Genomic DNA, 21216 nt, shown 5'->3' on the forward strand with positions numbered 1-21216 from the left:
GACGCGCCGGGATCAGGCCCGAAGTTCCCTCTTGCGCAAGGGGCGGTTACACATGTTGCATATCCGCCACCTCGCGCTCCAATAGCGATCTCATGCCTGCACGCGAGGCTGCCGCTTGCGCGATCCGGCGCATTTCCCCTTTCCGATCCGAACCGAGGCTAATAACGTGGAGTCAACGCTGACGTGCCCCCTTTCATCCGGGGGCCAAGGAGAGTCTTGTCATGTCCATCCTTCGTCGACTTGCCGTCGCCCTATTCATCGTGCCGTTCCTTTCGCTTGTGGCAACCGCCCAGGATTACCGCATCCGTCCCGGCGACGTGCTGCAGATCGAAGTTCTTGAAGACAACACGCTGAACCGCAGCGCCATCGTGCTGCCGGACGGCCAGATCACCCTGCCGGTCGCGGGCACGATCCGGGTTGCCGGCCGCAGCCTTGCCCAGGTTCAGGCCGACCTCGCCCAGCGCCTGGCCCCGGGCTTTGCCACCACTCCGACCGTCTATGTGTCGATGAGCGCCCTGGCCGAGCGGCCGGCCTCGACCCCCGCCGCCGCCCGCACCATCGCCATCTACGTCCTCGGTGCCGCCAACAGCCCCGGCAAGGTCGAGGTCGCCCCCGGCGCCACCTTCCTTCAGGCCCTCGCACAGGCGGGCGGGCCCTCCCCCTTCGCCGCCAAGAAGCGCATCCAGCTGCGTCGCGTGGACAAGTCGGGGGTCGAGCGGGTCTACAAGCTGGACCTCGACGCCATCGAGAACGGCGCCTCGGGCGGCAGCACCCGCCTGATGAACGGCGACGTCATCGTGATCCCGCAGCGCAAGCTGTTCGAGTAAGGCCGCATGCGCCGCTCTGGCCACCTTGTTGGGGGTCTCTGTGCCCTTGGCGTTCCGTTCCTGCCTGGCGTGGCCATGGCGCAGGAGGGCGGCGTCCTGCTGACCTTCGGGATCGAGAACCGGATCGAGATCAGCCGCAACGCCGGCCTCGCCATTCCGGCCGAGGGCACCGAAGTTGCGAATGTGACGCTCTTGTCCTTCGGCGTGGTCAGCGAAACCGCGCTGGACCGGCTGACCTTCGGGGTGACCGGCGGCCTGATCGCCCGGACGAACGACGACGGCAGCGAGTTCGATTTCGGGCGTGGGGCCGTGAATTTTGCCTATCACCGAGAGGTGCCGGCGGCAGTGCTAGATCTGACGGCCGACTTCCGCTCGGATGACGCCGATGCCTTCGGCGACGATCTCGGCGACATCGGCGCCGAAGGGACACGCAGCGACCTGTCGCTGTCGGCGCGGAAGGAGACCGGGCGGACCTCGGGCGTGGGCCTGGCCTTCGGGCTGGCCTATGACCGGACCGACTACCAGGACACCACCGACCCCGACCTTGTCGATACCGAGGAATGGCGTGGCGACATCGCCGCGATCCTGCGGTTTTCGGAGATCGCGACCGGACGGGTCGGCGTGCGCTATCGTCACCGCGAGGAGGACGATCTCGGCACAACCACGACCGATGAAGCCACAGCCTTCGCGGGACTGGACTACGCCATCAGCGAACGTGCCGACCTTTCGGTCGAACTGGGCTACACCCGGACCGAAACCGAAGACTCCGACATCATCACCCGCGAACGCGGCCCCGAGGCCAGTGTCCGGTTGTCCTACGACATGCCGGTCGGCACCGCCTATGCGCAGCTAAGTCTGGCGACGGATGCCGACGAAGGCCAGCGCGAGACGTTCGAGATCGGCCGCGCGCTGGAAACCGGGCGCGATACCCTGTCAGCCCGACTGGGGGTGACCCATGGCGACGAGACCGGGACCGACCTGATCGGCGGACTGGCATGGACCCGCGCCCTGCCCGATGGCAGCTTCGGGATCACGCTGGAACGGCGCGTCAGCTATGATGCCGATGCCGACGAGCGGGTGGCGGATTCGATCTTCAGCCTGAGCTGGGCCAAGAATCTCAACGAAAGCACGACCCTGCTGTTCGACGCGACCTACGAGTTGAGCGACGCGCCCTCCGAACGGATCGAGCAGGTGGCGCTGGACGCGGGCTTCACCCATGCGCTGACCGCGGATTGGAACCTGTCGGGCGGGGTGGGCTACACCGTGCGCAACGATGCCGACGGCCAGGCGGAATCGCCGCGGCTGTTCGTGGCGATCAGCCGGGATTTCCAGTTCCGTCCCTGACCGACGCCCGGGCGAACAGCCCGACGCAATCGTATTTCCGGTCCGGCGCGGCGAAGGCGGTTCGGGCAAGCAGCCCCAGATCACGGGCCAGTAACCGTGGCGGGGTCTGGCGCGCGCCGCCATGGTCCCGCAACAGCCGATACACCCGGTTTTCCCAGGCCCGCCAGCGCGCATCGAAGTGCCGGGTATGACCATGATGCACCTCGGCCACGATCTCGAAGCCGTTCCGTTCCATCAGCCGCCGCAGCGACCGCCCGGTGAAGAAGTGCACATGACGCGGCACGTCAAGCATCTCCGAGATCTCGGCATAGGTCTGGAAATGAAGGGCAGCGCAGTTCGGCACCTCGCAATAGAACCCGCCCCCGGGGGCAAGCAGAGCCCGCACGTTGCGCAAGGCCAGGCCCGGGTCGGCACAATGTTCCAGCACATGTGTCATCAGCACCAGGTCGAACCTCTGCGCCGCCGTCCCGGGCGGGATCGCCTCCGCGGTTCCCGCGGCGACCGCCACGCCGCGCGCGGCGGCAACCTTCCGCGCCTCTGCGTCGGGCTCGACCCCGTGCAGGCTGCGCCCGGACCCGGCAAGGGTGGCGAGAAGATCCCCGCCGCCGCAGCCGATGTCCAGGATCCTCTTCGCCTGCGGCTGCAGGGTCAGTAGCCAGTCGGCATCCATCATCCGGCCATGGTCTGTCAGCCAGGCGAGCTTGAACAGCACGCGTTCGGCAAGGCTGGCGCGGACATCGGGGAAATGCGACCGACCATGCGTGTAGTAGGCCGCCATCTCGTAGCTCGCGCGCACTTCTTCGGCTGTCGGCCGGCGCCGCATCAGTCCGACATCGCAGGCGGGGCACCACACGAGCCTCCCCGACCCGATCGGCTGTCGGGTCTTCACATCGACCGGGATCTCCAGCCAGGGCGACAGATCACCGGCCTGCGTTCCGCAGATCGGGCAATGCAGGTCTTGCAGCGGCGCGTCCATGGCCTTCGCCCAGTTGGCTGGGATTGCAGAGACTATGGGGGCAATCCTGGCACGGGACCAAGCTAATTGCCATCAACACTCCGTTTCCTGCCCAGGCTGCGCAGGGCATGTCCCACGAGGTCACGCAGGAAATGCGGCGGGCCGGGCGGGATCTTCGGCTGCACCAGACGCCGCGCCCGCAGGATCAGGGCACCAGCCAGATGCGCAAGCGTCGCCATGATCGCCCGGGCGGTGCCGCCGGCCTTGCGGAAATAGTGCCAGCGGCTGTCGAACCAGTAGTCGGGCACCCGCTTCCAGCCCTTCATGCCCGTCGAGACCGAGCCGATATGTTCTACCCGGCTTTCCCTGACGAAATGCGTGGGCCAGCCGGCCTCGGCCGCCCGGCGGCAGAGGTCGGTTTCCTCGAAATAGAGGAAGAAGGCCTCGTCGAACATGCCCACGTCGCGGATCACCGCCTCGCGCAGCATCATGCTGGCGCCGGCCAGCCAATCGACCGGCCCGCTCGTCTCGGGAACACCGATCGCCACCGAGCGGTGCCGCAACAGCCGCGAGATCGGCCCGGTCCGCGCCGCGCCCTCGAACTCCGAGGCGACCGAGGGGAAGCGGAAACAGGTCACATGCGGCTCGCCGTCCGGGCCATGGATGTAGCTGCCCGCGATGCCGACCTGCGGATGGGTTTCCAGATAGTCGAGGAGACGCCGGATCGCATCCGGGGCGGGGAAGGCGTCCGAGTTGAGGATATAGACGTAGTCGGGCCGCACCCCGCCCGGCAGTCCCAGCCGGATGCCCACGTTGTTCCCGGCCCCGAAGCCGCCGTTGCGGCCCGACTGCACCACGCGGAAGCGGGGGCGGTCCTTCAGCGCGGCGCTCATCTTCTCGAACGAGCCGTCGCCGGAATCGTTGTCCACCACGACGATGCCGCCGGCGATCCCCTGCATGGCAACTTCGGCACTGTCGGCCGCGCGCAGGGTCATGTCCGCCGTGCGCCAGTTCAAGAGCACGGTCAGGACGGTCGGGCCTTTCAGGTCGGCGTCGCTCATTGCCCCTGCCCCTCCTTGCGCGCCTTCAGCGCCGTGACGGTCAGCGAGGGCAGCACCAGTGCGCAGTCCAGATAGCGCCGCGCCAACCGGCGCGGGTTCGACAGCATCCGCCACAGCCACTCCATCGCGATCTTCCGCACCCAGACCGGCGCCCGGGTCTGGTGGCCGGCGATGAAATCCAGTCCCGCGCCGATCGACAGGAACCCCAGCCCCGGCTGCCGCGCAAGGCCCCGCGCCGCCAGCACCTCCTGCTTCGGCGCGCCCAGCGCCAGCAGGCAAATGCGGGCACCGGAGGCCGCCACCTGGTCGATGAGCGCATCCGCCGCGGAACTTTCGGGATCGAACCCGTAGGGCGGCGCGAGGCAGGCCGCGACCTTCAGCCCCGGATGGTCGGCCCGCAACCGCTCGGCCGCCGCCCGCAACACCGGCTCGGTCGAGCCGAGGAAGGCGAGCGGCACGCCCAGACGCGTCGCCATCGCCGCGACCGGCGCGATCAGCTCGGACCCCGGCACCAGCGCCACGTCGCGCCGTCCCGACAGCCCCGCCATCCAGACGATGGGATTGCCGTCCGCGACCACATGGCTGTGCGCCTGATAGGCTGCGCGGAAGGTCGGGTTCCGCCGCAGCTTGACCACATGGTCGAGGTTGAGCGTCGCCACCGCAAAGCCATGTCCCCGGCCGAGGCAGGCCTCCATGTCGGCCAGAAGCGCCGCCTCGGTCGGGAAGTTGACCAGCGACAGGGCATCCAGCCCCGACGCCCCTGATTCCGCCTGTCCCTCGCGCACCATCGACACTCCCGCCATCCTCTTGCCACACAGCTCTGGCACCTGTCCCGACGGGCAGGCGATTGTCCATTCGCCGTCAAGCAGATAGTCTGAATCATATCGGGATTTACAGGGTTTTTCGTGGCATTCGCGCAAGGATCATTCGGACAGGGGAACGATCCCGCGCCCACGGCCGGATTGTTGCCGGTCTCCTTCAGCATCGTCGTGCCGACCTTCCGGCGCGAAGCCTATCTGCCCCCGCTCTTCGCCGCCGTCGCCCACCAGCGCGCATCGATTCCCGAAACCGTCGAACTGCTTCTCGTCGACAATTCGCCCGAGGCCTCGGCCCGCGCCGTGGCGGGCGATGCCCCCGATTTCGTTCGCTACGTCCACGAACCCAGGACCGGCGTCGCCCGTGCCCGCAACCGGGGCGTGACCGAGGCGCGGGGCAGTCATGTCATCTTCCTCGACGACGACGAAACCCCCGCCCCCGGCTGGCTGGCCGCCTTCGCCACCGTCGCCCGCAAGGGCGCCCGGGCGGCCTTCGGCGCGATCGAGCCCCGGTTCGAGACCGACCCGCCCGCCCCCCTGCGCGCGCCCCTCGACCGCATCTTCAGCCGCCGCCTGCCCGCCCCGCCGGGGGCCGAGGTCCAGCACCTGCGCGCCTGGCTCGGCTCGGGCAATTCCATGTTCGCCCGCGCGACCCTGACCCTGGCCGATCCCCCCTTCGACCCTGCCTTCGACCGGGGCGGAGAGGATGTCTGGCTCTTCCGCCAGCTGGCCGAGGATCACCGCGTGCCGATGCTGTGGTGCCCCGAGGCGCGGGTGGAGGAGATCGTGCCCGCATCCCGCGCGACGCTGGCCTTCCTGCGGGCGCGGCGGTTCAGCGACGGACAGTTGCGCTGCCTCGTCGAAAGCGGCCATGGCGGCCTGCGCGGCGTGGCGCGCGTCGCCTTCTGGATGGCCGCCGGCGCGGCGCAGCTTCTGGGCCATGGCCTCCTCGCGCTGCTGACTCGACCATTTTCCCCGGCCCGCTCCATCCGTCACCAGCTTGCCGCCTGGGGCGGCGCGGGCAAGCTGATGTGGCGCCGCCGCAGGCTGAACCGGCAGGACGACTGAATGACCGACACATCCGACACCCGACCAGTGGCCTACCTGACCGGCGATTACCCCAAGGTCTCGCATACCTTCATCCTGCGCGAGGTGCAGGCGGTCCGCGCCGCCGGGATGCCGGTCGTCACCTGCTCGATCCGCCGCCCGCCTGCCGCCGAGTTCAAGGGCCGCGAGGAGCAGGAGGCTCGCGCCGAGACATTCTACGTCATCGCCGCCGCGAAGAACCCGCTGCGGCTGTTGCGCGCCCATGCCGCGGCCTTCTTCCGCTCTCCCGGCACCTGGGTCTCGACGCTGGCGCTGGCGATCCGCATGCGCGCGCCGGGGCTGAAAGCCTTCCTCTGGCAGATCTTCTATTTCCTCGAAGCCGGCGTCCTGGCCGAGCACCTGCGCGCGCAGAACGCCCGCCACCTGCACAACCATTTCGGCAATTCCAGCTGTTCGGTCGCCGTGCTGGCCGCGAAACTGGCGGGCATCCCCTTCAGCTTCACCGAACACGGGCCGGCGATCTTCTTCGAGGTGGACCGCTGGGCGCTTCCGGAAAAGATCGCGCGGGCAGAGTTCGTGGTGGCGATCACCCATTTCTGCCGCTCGCAGCTGATGCTGTTCTCGGACCCTTCGCACTGGGGCAAGATCGCCATCGTCCATTGCGGCGTCGATCCCGCGATGTATCGCCGCGCGGTGCCCGGCTTCGGCAAGCGGGTGGCCTTCGTCGGCCGGCTGGACCCGGTGAAGGGCGCGCTTCTGCTGATCGAGGCGATGGCCAGGGTGCTGAAGGCCCACCCCGACGCCACGCTGACGCTCGCCGGCGACGGCCCCGCCCGCGCCCCGGCCGAGGCGCGGGCCGCCGAACTCGGCATCACCGGCTCGGTGCGCTTTGCCGGTTTCATGACCCAGCCACAGGTGGCCGAGCTGCTGTCCACCTCGGACATGCTGGTCCTGCCCTCCTTCGCCGAGGGGCTGCCGGTCGTCTACATGGAGGCGCTGGCCAGCCGAATTCCGGTCGTCGCAAGCCGCGTCGCGGGGGTGCCGGAACTGGTTCAGGACGGCGTGACCGGCTTCACCGTGCCGCCGGGGGATGTGGACACGCTCGCCGAGCGGATGATGCAGCTGATGGCCGACCCCGAACTGGCCGCGCGGATGGGCCAGGCCGGACGGCAGGCGGTGGAACGCGAGCATGACATCGCCCGGGAGGGCGCCTGGCTGGCAGACCTTTTCCGAAACGGCGGCCCCGGTGGCCGCCTCAGGCCATGACGAAAGCTCCTCGTCGGCCTCCGGCCGCTCGTCGCAGCGCCCGCGACGAGAAGCCGAAGGCGCACGAGGAGCAGCCCTCACTTGTATTCGATCAGCCGCGACCGGCGCTGCCGAAGGCGGTTCAGCCAGTATTCCAGCACGCCCTGCGCCTCGGGAAACTTGGCAAGCGTCATGAAGAAGGCCCGCTCCCAGCCATGCCTCCGCGCCAGCCGCAGCACCTGCAGCGGATAGAGCGCCAGAAGAAGCAGCGCCCAGGGCGTCACCAGCGCCCCGGCCAGCGCCAGGACCGGCAGCACGGCGCCCCAGAGGACAGCCCGGCGCGTCTCGGCCACCCAGTGCCGCTCCGGCGGCGCGCCGTGCAGCGCCGCGCCTTCGGCAAAGGCATGGCCGCCGCGCCGCGTGCGCTTCCACCACTGGCCGAACCGGGTCATCGCCGCATCGTGCAGCGTCATCTCCTCGCCGATCCGCCAGACCTGCCAGCCCGCCGCGCGCAGCCGCACGCACAGCTCCGGCTCCTCGCCCGCGATCAGGCCGGGATCATAGCCCCCGACCTCCCGCACCGCCGCCGTCCGCATAAGTGCATCGCCCCCGCAGGCCCTTGCCTGGCCCAGGGGCGTGTCCCATTCCGCGTCGCACAGCCGGTTCCAGACCGAGGCCTCGGGCCGGATCTCGCGCCGTCGGCCGCAGACCACCGCTGCCTCGGGATGCACCGCGAGGAAGGCGCGCGCAGAGGGCAGCCAGCCCGGTTGCAGCACGCAGTCGCCATCGACGAACTGCACGAACTCGGAAGCGCCAAGATCCATCAGCCGCGCGAAGCCCGCGTTGCGCGCCCTTGCGGCGGTGAAGGGCACCGACATGTCCAGCGCCACGACCTCGGCCCCTGCCGCACGCGCCGCCGCCACGCTGCCGTCGGTGGATCCGGAATCGACATAGACCAGCGGACGCACCCAGTCCGGGAACGAGGCCAGACAGGCCACCAGCCGCGCCCCTTCGTTGCGCCCGATGATCACGGCCCCGAGGCCGGTTGCGGCAGGCGGAAGGTCGGTCACGCGGAACGCTCGAAGCCACGGTCGGTCATGTCGCCAGAAACCACAAAACCGACAACCTTCCAAGGGTCGCCGGAAACCCGGAAATCGCCCGCCGTGGCCACCCGGAGGTCAGGCGGCCATTTTCCTTGCCCACCAGACCGGATAGAAGACGAACAGTCAGCGCGCGCGGACGGGTCTTGATGCCGAACGTATTTGCCTACCTGGTGCTCTTTGCCTCGCCGCTGGCCGCGGTCGCGCTGTTTCGTGCGCTGACCCTGGAACGTGCTCTGGCCTGGACGATCATCGGCGGCCATCTGCTGCTGCCCTCGGAAACCGTCATCAAGTTTCCGATGATCCCCGCAATCGACAAGCATCTGATCCCCGCGATCACGGCCCTGATGCTGTGCCTGCTGATTGCCCCAAGGCAGGTTGCGTCCATGGAAGCCCCCGCCCGGTTCGGGCGGCAGATCCTGGTCGGGCTGCTGCTTCTGGTAGTCGTGACGCCGGTCCTGACCGTGATGTCCAATACGGAGCCGATCATCGACGGCCGCACCTTCCTGCCCGGGCTCAGGCTCTACGATGCCTGGGGCCTGATTTCGCAGATCCTCGTCGCGCTGGTGCCGTTCTGGCTTGGCCTGCGCTACCTGAACAGCCAGACGGGCCACCGCGCGCTGATCGAGGCCTTCGCAATCGGCGGGCTGGTCTACACCATTCCCGCCCTGATCGAGGTGCGCCTGTCGCCCCAGCTGCACACCTGGGTCTATGGCTTCTTTCCCGCCGATTTCGTGCAGCACATCCGCGCCGGAGGCTTTCGTCCGGTCGTCTTCCTGAACCACGGCCTCATGGTGGGCATCTTCTTCTGCCTGTCGATCATCGCGGCCGCGATCCTGTTCAGGGAAGCCCGGCGCGAGGGGCGGCTGGCCTTTCCCTGGCTGGCCGCGATGTTCTGGCTGCTTCTGGTCCTCTACCTGAGCAAGAGCCTTGGCGCCCTGATCATCGCCGTCCCTTCGGCGCTGATCGTGCTGCTGCTCGGTCCGCGGTTGCAGGTGGCGCTGTCGGTCATCGTGGCCTTCGTCGTCATGTTCTACCCGATGCTGCGCGGTGCGGGCTGGATCCCGGTCAATGCGGCCTATGAACTGGCGCTGTCGATCGACGAGGAACGGGCCGCCTCGCTGAAATTCCGGCTCGACAACGAGGACGTGCTCCTCACCAAGGCGAACCTCAAGCCGCTGGCGGGCTGGGGCAGTTGGGGCCGTAACGCGATCTTCGACCCCGAAACCGGGCAGATGACCAGCATCACCGACGGCATCTGGCTGATCTTCATCGGGGTCTATGGCTGGCTCGGCTATATCGGCCGCTTCGGTCTGCTGACGGTGCCGATCCTGCTGTTTGCCCTGCGGCGCAAGACCTTCGGGCCTTCGCTGCTGATGCCCGGCATGACCGTGTTGCTCAGCGCGGCCTTGATCGACCTTCTGCCCAATTCCGGGCTGGTGAACTACGTCTGGCTCATGGCGGGTGCCGTCGCCGGGATCGTGGTCTGGCGGCCAGCCGCAGATGCAACGGCGACCGACGGGTCACGGGCCGCCAATCCTATCGCCGGCGCCTATCGGGCAAGCTGGCTGATGCCGGAGGAACGCAACGCCCCGCCGGGGCGGCAGAAGCAATCCGAGCGGAGGGATGTGCGCTGAGATGATTTTGCCGATCCGGCCGGCATCGCGCCCTGTCGCCCTGCCACCGGGGCCCGGGAAGGAATGGAGCGGTGGCGCCCGCTGATGATCGCGATTTGAGAGTGGACTGGAGATGGCAACATATCTGATCACCGGGGGCTGCGGCTTTGTCGGCTCACATCTGGCGGATGCGCTCCTGGCGCGGGGCGATGGGGTGGTCGTGCTGGACAACCTGTCCACCGGCAAGCGTGCCAATCTGGCTCCGGAAGTGCGGGTCATCGAAGGGGATGTGGCGGACCCCGCGGCCGTGGCGCGGGCCATTGCGGGCTGTGCGGGCGTGTTCCATCTGGCGGGGATCGCGTCGGTCGCCTATTGCAACGAACACTGGCGCGAAGGGCATCTCACCAATCAGACAGGCACCGTGACGGTGTTCGAGGCAGCGGCGCGGGCGGGGCGCGTGCCGGTGGTCTATACATCCTCTGCCGCCATCTATGGCGATGCGGGCCCGGGGGCGGTGGACGAGACGCGGGTGCCGCGCCCGCAGACGCCCTATGGCGTGGACAAGCTGGGCTCCGAACTGCACGGGCGCATCGCGATGGCGGTGCATGGCCTGCCGACCGTGGGACTGCGGCCCTTCAACATCTACGGGCCGCGGCAGGATCCGTCCTCGGCCTATTCGGGGGTGATCTCGATCTTCAACAGCCGCCTGGCACAGGGATTGCCTGTGACCGTCTTCGGTGACGGGTTGCAGACGCGGGATTTCGTCTTCGTCGCCGATGTGGTGCGCTTTCTCCTGGCGGCGATGGCGCGCGCGCCCGAGGCGGCCGGACAGGTGTTCAACATCTGTACCGGACGGACCACGACGCTTCTGGCGCTGATCGACACGCTGGCGCGGCTGCATGGGCGGGTGCCAGTGGTGCAGCATGGCGATCCGCGCGTTGGGGATATCCGGGACTCGCTCGGCGATCCGACCCGCGCGCAGGCGGTGCTGGGCGTGAGGGCCGAAGTGGCGCTGGAAGACGGGCTGGCGGCGCTGCTCCGGCAGTCGTAGGCCGCCGTAGAAGGCGCGCCGTCCCCGCGCCGCGCCCCAAGTTCCTTGACAGTACCTGCCGGTTCCGTTCAGTCTTCGCTGGCGAAAGGCGCCGGGCGGAATGCCGATTACGCCCGGCACGTTTTTGGTCATGAAAGTGAATTTGGTCGGTCTTCCTCCGAGATGTCGGTAACTCAGCACTCCTTGCGAAACGTCCGGACTGCCCGGCCGAGAGGGCATGCATGACCAAAGCCTGTGAAGTCCGCCCGCTGCGGATCGGTTTTGTCACTCCGGCATGGCCGGGTATTCGGACGCCGAACGGGATCGTGACGGCCGTCAGCCACCTCGCTTCGGGTCTGGAGAGCACGGGGCACGAAGTCACCATCATCGCGGACATGGTGGATGGCCCGCACGACCACCCGCGTGTTGTCGTGATGACCGATCCGAGGTTGCGGCTGGTGGATCGTCTGAGGCGGAAGCTGGACCCCGAGGGCGGGCTGGTCCGCTTCATGGTGGATCGCCACGCCGAGGCGATCCGGCGCGCTGTTGCTCTCCACGGTATCGAATTTGTCGTGATGGAAGAGACGCAGGGTTGGGTCGGGGAGGTTCGGGAAAAGGTTTCCATCCCTGTCGTCGCGACCTTGCATGGGCCGTGGTGGCTGCACCGCATGGCCGGCAGTGCCCCCGATGACGCCGTCAGCGCCCGCCGAGAGGCGCGCGAGGCCAGGGGCCTGCGGCATGTGGATGGCATAACCTCGCCCTCGGCCGCCGTCCTGCGCCAGACCGAGGCGCTGTGGGGCCTGCCGCAGGTCCCCAAGGCCGTGATCCCGAACCCGTTTCCGGTTCCGGCACAGGGCATTGATCTGACGGATGACCTTCTGAACCATGTCCTTTTCGTCGGCAGGTTCGACCACATCAAGGGCGGCGATCTTGTCGTTGACACGTTCGCACGGATTGCCGAGGCGCACCCCGCCGCGCAGTTCACCTTTGCCGGGCCGGACGAGGGCCTGCCGCGGGCCGGGGGCGGAAGGGACACGCTCTTCGACCGGCTTGCCCGCCTGCCCATGCCGATCCGGTCTCGGATCAAGGCGGTCGGAAAGCAATCGCGCGAGGAAGTTGCCCTCCTGCGCGCACGGCACGGGGTCACGCTGATCGCATCCCGCTATGAAAACTTCGGCGGCACGCTGATCGAGGCCATGGCGGCCGGGTCAGCGGTGGTGGCAACCAGCGTCGGCGGCCAGCAGGAGATCGCGACGCATGAGGAGACAGCCCTCATGGTTCCCTCCGAGGACACCGAAGCGATGGCCAATGCCTGCCTTCGGCTGATGCGCGACCCGTCCCTGGCGCGGCGTCTGGGGGCTGCTGCGCGCGACCATGTGGCCGCCAGCTATGCGCCCGACGTCATCGCCAGACGCATGGCCGATTTCCTGACCTCGGTCCGGCGCCAGTAGGATCCTCAGATGCCCAGCTTGCGCAGCCGGTGGCCAAGCCGGCGGTAGATCACCGGCGGCAGCAGGTCCTGCATGATCCGGTGGCGCTGCTCCAGCCGGTCCACCTTGTCCTTGGTGCCGGGGCGCGGCTTGAACAGGGTGCTGTGCGACACCTTCGTCGAATCCCACGTCGCGGTGTAGTAATACAGCGCGATCGACATCCGCGGCTCCTTGTCGGGATGGTTAACCGGCTCGGGGTTACCGTGCCAGGTGTTCGACCCGGTATTGAAGCAGCACATCCGGTTGAACAGCGGCACGAAGCTAGCGACCTTTGCGGTCATGTCGTCGTTCCAGACCTCGAAGGACCCGCCGTATTCCTCCTTCCAGTCCTTGTTGAGGTAGATCAGAACGTTCAGCCGCCGTTCCAGGTTCAGCTTGCCCTGGCGGTTGAAGTCGGCGTGGATGTCGAGATGCCCGCCGTTCGACACCACATGGATGCCGCCGCCGGCAAAATAGGGGTCGGGGATCAGCCCGTCGATGCCGGTCAGTTCCTCTAGGAAGGCGAGAAAGGCCTTGGAGTTCAGCGAATGGAACAGCGCCCGGGTATAGGGGCCCAGGCGTTCCGGCATGTAGGCCGCCTTAAGCTTTTCCTGCGGCCGGTTGAAGAAGCTTTCCGCCGCCGGCAGTTCCCGCAACTCCTCGCGCACGCGGTCCAGGATCTCGGGCGGCATGAAATTGTCGAAACAGCCGTAGGGATAGGGTTTCTTCGACCGATACTCCTCGGCCGCGGCCTTGGCATATTCACGGGCGCCATCGGCATCGATCAGGAGCGTCTCGGGATCGATCGGCAGAGTGTTCACGGACATGACAACCTCTCAGTCTTCTTGTCGATAAGCATTGCGTGGTCAGAACGGGAGCGACACCGGGCCTCGCCCGGATTTGGTTCATTCATATTCATAATGCAGCATGCACCTCTTCGGCATCCCCGGCGACCATGCGCCGGAAGGTCGCATTGCCGGCCAGAAGTTCGTCATAGCTGCCCTGCGCCAGCAATCGGCCGCGGTCCATCAGGAAGATCGTGTCGCAGGTCTTTACCGTCGTCAGCCGGTGCGCGATCAGGATGATGGTCTTGTCGGCGCGGATGCGGTTCACCGCCTCCATCACCACCCGCTCGGTGATGTTGTCCAGCGCCGAGGTCGCCTCGTCCATGATCAGAAGTGTCGGGTCGCGATACAGCGCCCGTGCGATGCCGATCCGTTGCCGCTGGCCGCCCGACAATCGCACGCCCCGTTCGCCTACGAAGGTCTGATAGCCCTGCGGCAGATCCGACACCACGAAGTCGTGCAGGGCGGCGATTCGCGCCGCGCGCTCGACGGCGCCCATGTCGATCTGATCCTTCGGCACACCGAAGGCGATGTTCGAGGCGATGGTCTCGTCGGTCAGGAAGATCGTCTGCGGCACATAGCCCAGCGTCCCCTGCCAGGCGCGCATGTTCTCGGGCGTGATCCGCACCCCATCCACCCGAAGTTCGCCCTCGTCCGGCGTCAGAAGCCCCAGGATCAGGTCGACCAGCGTCGTCTTGCCCGCCCCTGTCCCGCCGACGATGCCCACCGTCGTCCGGGCCGGGATCACCAGATCCACCCCGCGCAACGTCGGCTTCTCGGCCTGGGCATAGGCGAAGCTGACCCCGTCCAGTTCCAGCGCGCGCTCAAGCCGCAGGGGCTCGGTCCGCACCGCATCGGCCATTGGCAGGGCCGGCGTGGACCTGAAATCGGTCACGATGGCGTCGAGGATCGCGGTCGCCCCCCGAAGCGCGACCAGCGCGTGGTAGATCTGCTGCAAGGACGGCAGAAGGCGCATGGTCGAGAAGGCTATGACGCCCAGGGTCGGCACGATCTCGGTGACATTGCCCCCGCTTTTCAGCAAGAGCAGGAGGATCAGCGCCAGCATGGTGCCGAAGGTGATCGCTTCCAGCGCAAAGCGGGGCAGTTCCGACATGGCGCCCATCGTGGCCCCCGACTGCGCCGCCGTCCGGGCCGCGGTCGAATAGCTGCGCACATAGCTTGCCTCAAGGCCCATCAGCTTGACATCCTTGATCCCGCCGGTCGCCTCCTGCGCGACCAGGAAACGGTTCTCGAAGGCGTCCATCATCACCCGGCCCAGCCGGTGCAGACGCCCGCGGAACCGCAGGTAGATCAGCCCGTAGCCAAGGCCGAGCACACCACCCGAGAACAGGGTGACCAGCGGATCCACCATCAGCAGGAAGCCGAGGATCGCCAGGACCAGAAGGCTGTTCGCGACCAGGCGCAGGCAGGGCAGGATCACCCGGTCCACCAGGCCATCGACTTCGCTCAGGACGTTCTTTTCCAGTTCGGCGCTGTTGCGATCCAGGAACCAGGCGTAGGGCTGGCTGAGATAGGCCGCCAGAAGCCGCGACGAGATCGAATAGCCGCGCATCAGCGAGAACCGGATCGTGGCGTAGGTCCCCAGCGCCTTTACCGTCAGGCCCGCCATGACCACGAACAGCACCAGCACCGCAAGGCCGATCTGGAAGCTGAACGCGCTTTCCAGACCCGACAGATGCATCAGCCACGACAGGGTCCGGTTCGACTGGATGGTTTCAGGGGCCGCAAGCACGTTCAGCAGCATCAGGACCGCCGAAATGCCCGCGATCTCGGCCGCAGCGACCAGAAGCATGACCCCGGTCAGGATCCAGAACCTGCGCCGTTCGGTCTGGTCGAACAGCGAGAAAAGCTTGCGATACGTCCCGATCAAATCACGTCCCCCGGGTCTGCGACCGCGCCACCTTGCTGCGAGGGAGTGACAAAAGAAAGGCAATCCTGAAGCAGTTCCCGGCCCATGCCCGCAAACTGGCCGTCGGGAACGCGCCCAAGCGTTGCAAGGCGGCGCCTCGGGCCGGATCCTGGAATTTCTCGCACGGGCCGCACGACCGACACCTCGTTCATCGGTCCGAAAGGATGCTCAGAGTGCCATATTCGATGCTGCCGGATTCTGCGTCCCGGCCCCGGAACCGGGACGAACTTTAACCAAAGCTTGGCCATATTCCCGCCATGGGCGAATTGCAGACTCACCACATGCTTCCTTTGGAGGGACAGGAAATGATTGCGGGGTTGTTGCTCTTGTCTGCTGCCGTCGGGATCGTGGCGACGGGTGTGGCTTTCACTCTGGATGTTCCGACCTGGGCCGCCCTGCTTGCCTACCCGGTCATATCCTGCATGTCTCTCGCGCTCTTGGCGTCGATGTGGAGCGCCCGGGCCAGCGTCGCGCCGGCGCACGACAGGCTGCAACCGAATGCCACGACCGGCTGACAGGCCGACCGAGTGGCGGGTGCCGGCCCGTCTGCTGTCATCGGCGGAAGTGCCGCCAAATCGGAAGTGGATATCGGCTGAGTCTTGCCAACTACAACGCGAACAGCAGAACCGGTAGAATTGAATCACTTTTCGCATCTCGACATACGTCCGGATAAGCCTAATCTGAAAGCCTGCCGCGGGACGTTAATGTTGCGGATCTTCTCCGATCAGGAGGACGGGGATGGCGTTGGGGCTGCTACTGATCGCGATGTTTGGCGCAGCCAGCGTTTCGGTGGTCCTTTTCCTGTACGGCTTTCCGGTCTGGGTCGCCCTTCTGGCCTATCCGGCAACGGGCTTCACGATCCTGCTTCCCGGCGTCCTGTTGGTGGGCTGGATCCGCCAGCATCGGCCGGACGGATCCTCGGCGTCGATCCTCACTTCCCAGTCGCCCGCAGGACCACACCCACAGTCGCCAGCAGGATCTTCAAATCCGTAAGGAACGACACGTTCCGTTCGTATTCGGCATCGAACTCGGCACGCTGGGCAAAGGTGGACTGGTTGCGATCCGAGATCTGCCAGGTTCCTGTCAGACCCGGTCTCAAGGCGTAATAGGCACTGCCGGGATACAACTCCTGCTGATCCAGCATCATCGGCCGCGGCCCCACCAGGCTCATGTCGCCGATCAGCACGTTCCACAACTGCGGCAACTCGTCCAGGGAACTCTTGCGAAGGAACTGGCCGAATTCGGTGATGCGCGGGTCGTGCGACAGCTTCTGGTAGGCATCCCATTCCCGACGGGCTGCCTCGTTCTCCTGAAGATAGGCCTGAAGCCGCGCCTCGGCGTCCGGGACCATGGTCCGCAGTTTCCAAAGGCGGAACGTCTTGCCGCCCAGCCCTACGCGCTCCTGCGTGTAAAACGGCGAGCTGCCGCCCAGCTTCAGCACGGCGGCAAGGGCCAGCACCACCGGCAGTACGATGGGAAGCGCCATGACCACGAAGGCAACGTCAAGCCAGCGCTTGATCACGCGGCGGTACAGAGGCTCCCGACGGACCTTCACCCAACCGTCTGCTACGTTTGGGCACGGCCGTTCGAAATCCTGCCCTGCCAGTCCGGAACGAACGTCCATCTGCAACGCCTCCGCAAGGGTGCCAATCGCTAAGCCAATTTCCGAAGCCCGGGCGCTTTGCCGCGGACCCAAAATGAACTCTCGCACTCGCTACTCCCGTCACTCACCCTCATTCTTCTACCATCCGGAACGTGCCGCCGCAATGCGGTCTTCCTGACCTGACCGCCCGAAAAGTGTTGTAATCTCATTGAGTTACACGCTATGGTTGTGCCGCATCCGCCCTGATGCGGCAGGCGCGAAACAGCGCCCGCACAAGGAAAACGGCAGTCCGAACGACAGTCCCCGCGGGCCGGGAAAGCACCTGTATGATTTTCAACGCCTTTTAATTAAGGCCTCGGCGACCATCCAATCCGTCCGCATCTTCACCTTGCTTCAGGATGCAAGATCTTTGGTCTTTCGGAGCCGCGCTCCCATTTTATTGTGCGGCTTTCCGAAACGGTGAATTTTTCGTTAAAGTGATTCAGCGACCACATTTGGCCGTCAAGATGCCATCTGGCCGGGCATATGCGGGCCAGGGTCGGGTCGGTTTGATTCGATTTCCCTGACGATCAGTCCGGAAGGCGTGCCCTCCGCAGCATCGCGAAGAGGGCGACCAGGGCCGGACCGGGCACTTCCAGAAGCCAGTTCAGCTTGATCCCCGCAAGTCTGCTGCCCAGCGCGAGGTCCACATGGTGAAAGCTGGCCGCGCGCACCACGATAAAGCCGCAGACGAACCCCAGCCCGACCAGCGCCAGCCAGACCCGCCCCAGGATGTCTCGCAGGGACAGTGCAAGCACCCCAAGCACCAACAGCCCGCCAACGGCTACCAGAAGGATGAAGCCTTCCTGCACCCGGCGCCGGGCCTCGTACCAGCCGGCCAGCTGGGAATGGCAGCGCGCGATCATCGTCAGAAGGCTTTGCAGGTCCAACTGCTTGTTCAGCGCCAGGGCCAGCATCAGCCCCGCCGCCAGGATCCAGAACCGCCGCTCGCGGCCGTCCAACCCCGTCGCCCCGGACAACTGAAGCGCCGCCAGGCCAGAGGCAACGGCCGCCAGCAGATAGACCGCGACCGTCAGCCAGCCCATCCAGTGATTGTCACCGAGGCCCGGGCTCCATTGCGTGAAGGCGCAGGTCAGCGTCGTGCGCATCCGCCCGGTCCGATCCGCATCGCCTATCGCGCCCGACGCGCGTTCAGCCAGGACAACAGCTTGCGCGCCAGCTCGCGCCGCTTGGGCAGATGCTTGCGCCAGGCATCGCTGTCTGCCGGCAGCACAATCCGCTGCACATCGGCGGGCGTGGCCCGCTGCCCGTCCGGAAGCGCCTCTGCCACCCAGGGCAGGAAATGCTCGGACGCCGGCCACACATAGCTGTCCGACCAGGTCCAGGTCTGCGTCCGCTTGTAGATCCGGGCAATCTCTTCCGCGAAACCCGCGTCGATCGGCATCGGCGGCGTCGGCTTGCCGAAGTACTTCAGGTTCCGCAGCATCAGCGCCTCGGACTTCGGCCCCACATAGGCCGGCACCCACAGCCGGAACCCCACCTCGGCCGCAAGGCTCGCCACCGCGCGGAAGACCAGCACATGTTCCTCGTGGCCGTATTCGCCCCAGGGTCCATGCGCGATCACGTTCCGGAAGCCCGCCAGCCGCGGGCGCAGCACTTCGCGCAGCTTGCCGAACTGGGCGCGATACTGATCCGGGTTGAAATGGTCCAGGATCCGCAGCGAGCGATGCGGATACAGCCCGTAGTCGGTCTCGCGCACCTCGGGCCAGGAGGCGCTGTCGAACACGCCCGTTTCCGGCATCGCCAGCCAGTCGAGTGTCGGCAACGGAAAGGCAGCCATCGCCTCGCGGCGCCCTTCGGTGATCGTCGCGGCACCCGGCCATTCGCCATAGACGAGGATGATCTTCCCGGCCGCCTTCAGCGCCGACGAGGCCCACAGGACCTCGTCGTCGGGATGGGCCATCACGATGGCCAGCCCGTCCAGAATGTCGTCCCCGTCCATCATCGCGCGGTCTTCTCGTCGCCACGGGCGTATATGTCCTCGTAGCGGATGATGTCGTCCTCACCCAGATACGCGCCGGTCTGCACCTCGATCAGCACCACCGGCACCTTGCCGGGATTGGCCAGCCGGTGGATCGCGCCCAGCGGCACATAGACCGACTGGTTTTCGGTCAGAAGCTTCACCTCCTCGCCCACCGTGACCTGCGCAGTGCCCGAGACGACGATCCAGTGCTCCGCCCGGTGGACATGGCTTTGCAGCGACAGCGCCGCGCCGGGCTTGACCACGATGCGCTTCACCTGGAAGCGGTCGGCGAGCGCCAGGGTCTCGAACCAGCCCCAGGGCCGGTGGTCGCGCGGGAAGACCTCGGCCTGCCGGACCGAGCGCGCCTTCAGCTGCGCCACCGCCGTCTTGACGTCCTGTGCCCGCGCCCGGTCGGCCACCAGCACGGCATCGGGCATTGCGACCACGACCAGATCCTTCAGCCCGATGCCCACGACATGCTGTCCCTCGACCTCGGACCGCAAGAGACTGCCCTCGCAATCCATCGCCGTGACCGGGCCCTGCGTCACCGCCCCGCCCGACGCGCCGGCATTCTCGCGCCAGACCGCGTTCCAGTCGCCCAGGTCCGACCAGGCGGCGCCAAGGGGCACGACCTCGATGTTGGCGGCGTGCTCCATCACCGCATAGTCGATAGAGATGTCACGCACCCCGGCCCAGGGGCCCTCTGCCAGGCGCAGGAAATCCAGATCGCTCCGCGCCCCGCGCACCGCCTCGGCCACCGGGGCCACCAGATCGGGGGCATGGGCCTCGAAGGCCGCGACCAGGGCCTTCGCCTGGATCAGGAAGATGCCCGCGTTCCAAAGATACCGGCCTTCGGCCAGCATGGCCTGCGCCTTGTCCAGCGGCGGCTTCTCGACAAAGCGTGCCACCCTTTGCGCCTGGCCATCGACTGGGGCCGTTGCCAGTTCGATCCAGCCATAGCCGGTCTCCGGCCGGTCGGGACGGATGCCGAAGGTCACGATCTGCCCCGCCTCGGCCCGCGGCACCCCGGCCGCGACGGCGGCGCGGAAGGCGTCCACGTCCGGGATGCTGTGGTCGGTCGGCATGACCAGCATCAGCGCCTCGGGGTGATCCGTCAGCAGATGCAGCGCCGCGGCCAGAATTGCAGGGCCGGTGTTCCGTGCCGCAGGTTCGATCAGGATCGCGGCGGGACGGATGCCTTCCGCCGCCAGCTGCTCGGCCACAATGAAGCGGAAATCGGAATTGGTCAGGATCAGCGGCGCCGCCACGCCGTCCACTCCGCGCATCCGTGCCGCAGCCGCCTGGAACAGCGTGCCCTGCCCGGTCAGCGGCACGAACTGCTTGGGGAAACTCTTGCGCGACACGGGCCAGAGGCGGGTGCCCGACCCGCCGCACAGAAGAACCGGAAAGATCTCAGGCATGACCTGAACAAACTCCAAACCAAGGTCCGGCCCCTGGTCGAGGCCGTCACGAATGTCTTGCTGCCAGTCTGGGCAATACTAAGCCCAGAATCGGGCAAAGGGGATACCAATCGCCACCGGAATACAACCTTTGATCCGACGCAACGGACGGATTGCGGAAGTGGCGCATCTGTGCGGCCCTTCCGGGTCCGATCGCCCCGCGCGCCGAACCGCCTTCCCCTCGCCCGCCCCGCGCCCTATAACGCCCGCGTCGTCAGGAGAGCCGCCCATGCGCGAAGCCACCGTCACCCGCACCACCGCCGAGACCGCGATCTCGGTCACCGTCAATCTGGACGGCACGGGCCGGCACGACTGCCAGACCGGCGTCGGCTTCTTCGACCACATGCTGGACCAGCTCGCGCGGCACAGTCTGATCGACGTGACCGTGCGGGCAAAGGGCGACCTGCATATCGACGATCACCATACGGTCGAGGACACGGGCATCGCGCTTGGCCAGGCGCTGGCGAAGGCCTTGGGCGACAAGCGCGGCATCCGCCGCTATGGCCATTTCCGGCTGGCGATGGACGATGCGCAGATCGCCTGCGCGCTGGACCTGTCCGCGCGGCCCTTTCTGATCTGGACCGTCGATTTCCCGACACCTAAGATCGGCACCTTCGACACGGAACTGGTGCGCGAATTCTTCCAGGCGCTCGCCACCCACGGCGGCATCACCCTGCATGTGGACAAGCTGCACGGGCTGAACAGCCACCACATCGCCGAAGCCGCCTTCAAGGCCGTCGCCCGCGCCCTGCGCCAGGCGGTGGAGCCCGACCCGCGGCTTGGCGACGCGCTTCCCTCGACCAAGGGCGCCCTGTAACCTCCGGGCGCCGCAAATCTTTTCGAAAG

General features: G+C 66.9%; 19 protein-coding genes. 9 read left to right on the forward strand and 10 right to left on the reverse strand.

The annotated features are described in order from the left end of the window. Window positions 1–221: 221 nt before the first annotated feature. Together FL625_RS07600 and FL625_RS07605 are read left to right on the forward strand one after the other, a co-directional pair. Window positions 222–827: a polysaccharide biosynthesis/export family protein gene (locus FL625_RS07600; protein ID WP_149588055.1), complete on the forward strand. Its 606-nt coding sequence runs from the start codon at window positions 222–224 to the stop codon at window positions 825–827. 6 nt (window positions 828–833) lie between these two features. Then, window positions 834–2171 (forward strand): porin family protein, encoded by a 1338-nt coding sequence (locus tag FL625_RS07605; protein ID WP_160147748.1) that lies wholly within the window; start codon window positions 834–836, stop codon window positions 2169–2171. Here the strand turns inward: FL625_RS07605 and FL625_RS07610 are convergent. The 3 genes from FL625_RS07610 to FL625_RS07620 form a co-directional block, all read right to left on the reverse strand. After that, window positions 2143–3147 (reverse strand): class I SAM-dependent methyltransferase, encoded by a 1005-nt coding sequence (locus FL625_RS07610; RefSeq protein ID WP_149588057.1) that lies wholly within the window; start codon window positions 3145–3147, stop codon window positions 2143–2145. The genes FL625_RS07605 and FL625_RS07610 overlap by 29 nt on opposite strands. A 62-nt stretch (window positions 3148–3209) precedes the next feature. Further along, the gene (locus tag FL625_RS07615) at window positions 3210–4187 is read right to left on the reverse strand and encodes a glycosyltransferase family 2 protein (RefSeq protein WP_149588058.1); all 978 of its coding nucleotides are present in this window, start codon (window positions 4185–4187) and stop codon (window positions 3210–3212) included. After that, the gene (locus FL625_RS07620; RefSeq protein ID WP_149588332.1) at window positions 4184–4975 is read right to left on the reverse strand and encodes a WecB/TagA/CpsF family glycosyltransferase; all 792 of its coding nucleotides are present in this window, start codon (window positions 4973–4975) and stop codon (window positions 4184–4186) included. The genes FL625_RS07615 and FL625_RS07620 overlap by 4 nt, the downstream gene beginning before the upstream one ends. Window positions 4976–5152: 177 nt before the next feature. Between FL625_RS07620 and FL625_RS07625 the strand changes: the two genes are divergently transcribed. Together FL625_RS07625 and FL625_RS07630 are read left to right on the forward strand one after the other, a co-directional pair. Next, window positions 5153–6070: a glycosyltransferase family 2 protein gene (locus FL625_RS07625; protein ID WP_160147749.1), complete on the forward strand. Its 918-nt coding sequence runs from the start codon at window positions 5153–5155 to the stop codon at window positions 6068–6070. Then, on the forward strand, window positions 6071–7315 hold the full coding sequence (locus FL625_RS07630) for a glycosyltransferase (protein ID WP_149588060.1): 1245 nt from the start codon (window positions 6071–6073) through the stop codon (window positions 7313–7315). It begins immediately after the preceding gene. A 77-nt stretch (window positions 7316–7392) separates the two neighbouring features. On the opposite strand, the gene FL625_RS07635 is transcribed toward FL625_RS07630, so the two are convergent. Continuing rightward, window positions 7393–8364, reverse strand: coding sequence for a glycosyltransferase (locus FL625_RS07635; protein ID WP_149588061.1), 972 nt, complete (start codon window positions 8362–8364; stop codon window positions 7393–7395). A gap of 179 nt (window positions 8365–8543) precedes the next feature. On the opposite strand from FL625_RS07635, the gene FL625_RS07640 reads away from it, so the two are divergent. The 3 genes from FL625_RS07640 (at window position 8544) to FL625_RS07650 (ending at window position 12491) form a co-directional block, all read left to right on the forward strand. Beyond that, on the forward strand, window positions 8544–10031 hold the full coding sequence (locus tag FL625_RS07640) for a hypothetical protein (protein WP_149588062.1): 1488 nt from the start codon (window positions 8544–8546) through the stop codon (window positions 10029–10031). A gap of 112 nt (window positions 10032–10143) precedes the next feature. Beyond that, complete coding sequence (locus FL625_RS07645; RefSeq protein ID WP_149588063.1) at window positions 10144–11061, forward strand: NAD-dependent epimerase/dehydratase family protein; 918 nt, start codon at window positions 10144–10146, stop codon at window positions 11059–11061. A 221-nt stretch (window positions 11062–11282) separates the two neighbouring features. Beyond that, window positions 11283–12491, forward strand: a complete 1209-nt coding sequence (locus FL625_RS07650; protein WP_149588064.1) for a glycosyltransferase family 4 protein — start codon at window positions 11283–11285, stop codon at window positions 12489–12491. 5 nt (window positions 12492–12496) lie between these two features. Here FL625_RS07650 and FL625_RS07655 read toward each other — a convergent pair whose 3' ends face one another. Both FL625_RS07655 and FL625_RS07660 read right to left on the reverse strand, forming a co-directional pair. Next, the gene (locus FL625_RS07655) at window positions 12497–13336 is read right to left on the reverse strand and encodes a 2OG-Fe(II) oxygenase (protein WP_149588065.1); all 840 of its coding nucleotides are present in this window, start codon (window positions 13334–13336) and stop codon (window positions 12497–12499) included. Window positions 13337–13424: 88 nt separating this feature from the next. Then, the gene (locus FL625_RS07660; RefSeq protein WP_200833910.1) at window positions 13425–15245 is read right to left on the reverse strand and encodes an ABC transporter ATP-binding protein; all 1821 of its coding nucleotides are present in this window, start codon (window positions 15243–15245) and stop codon (window positions 13425–13427) included. A gap of 296 nt (window positions 15246–15541) precedes the next feature. On the opposite strand from FL625_RS07660, the gene FL625_RS07665 reads away from it, so the two are divergent. After that, a complete protein-coding gene (locus FL625_RS07665) occupies window positions 15542–15799 on the forward strand; it encodes a hypothetical protein (protein ID WP_149588066.1) in 258 nt (85 codons plus the stop codon). A gap of 416 nt (window positions 15800–16215) precedes the next feature. Here the strand turns inward: FL625_RS07665 and FL625_RS07670 are convergent, their stop codons facing one another. The 4 genes from FL625_RS07670 to FL625_RS07685 all read right to left on the reverse strand — a co-directional run bounded on the left by FL625_RS07670 (window position 16216) and on the right by FL625_RS07685 (window position 20331). After that, window positions 16216–16908 (reverse strand): sugar transferase, encoded by a 693-nt coding sequence (locus FL625_RS07670; RefSeq protein WP_149588067.1) that lies wholly within the window; start codon window positions 16906–16908, stop codon window positions 16216–16218. Window positions 16909–17456: 548 nt separating this feature from the next. Beyond that, entirely contained in the window at window positions 17457–18035 is a 579-nt protein-coding gene (locus FL625_RS07675) for an isopropylmalate isomerase (protein WP_149588068.1), read from the reverse strand. A 23-nt stretch (window positions 18036–18058) separates the two neighbouring features. Continuing rightward, window positions 18059–18892, reverse strand: a complete 834-nt coding sequence (locus FL625_RS07680; RefSeq protein ID WP_149588069.1) for a PIG-L family deacetylase — start codon at window positions 18890–18892, stop codon at window positions 18059–18061. Beyond that, window positions 18889–20331 (reverse strand): mannose-1-phosphate guanylyltransferase/mannose-6-phosphate isomerase, encoded by a 1443-nt coding sequence (locus tag FL625_RS07685; RefSeq protein ID WP_149588070.1) that lies wholly within the window; start codon window positions 20329–20331, stop codon window positions 18889–18891. The genes FL625_RS07680 and FL625_RS07685 overlap by 4 nt, the downstream gene beginning before the upstream one ends. A 268-nt stretch (window positions 20332–20599) precedes the next feature. On the opposite strand from FL625_RS07685, the gene hisB reads away from it, so the two are divergent. Continuing rightward, window positions 20600–21187, forward strand: coding sequence for an imidazoleglycerol-phosphate dehydratase HisB (gene hisB, locus FL625_RS07690; RefSeq protein ID WP_149588071.1), 588 nt, complete (start codon window positions 20600–20602; stop codon window positions 21185–21187). Window positions 21188–21216 lie beyond the last annotated feature (29 nt).

It is taken from the genome of Tabrizicola flagellatus (assembly GCF_008271465.1).
In the GTDB taxonomy this organism is placed as follows: domain Bacteria; phylum Pseudomonadota; class Alphaproteobacteria; order Rhodobacterales; family Rhodobacteraceae; genus Tabrizicola; species Tabrizicola flagellata.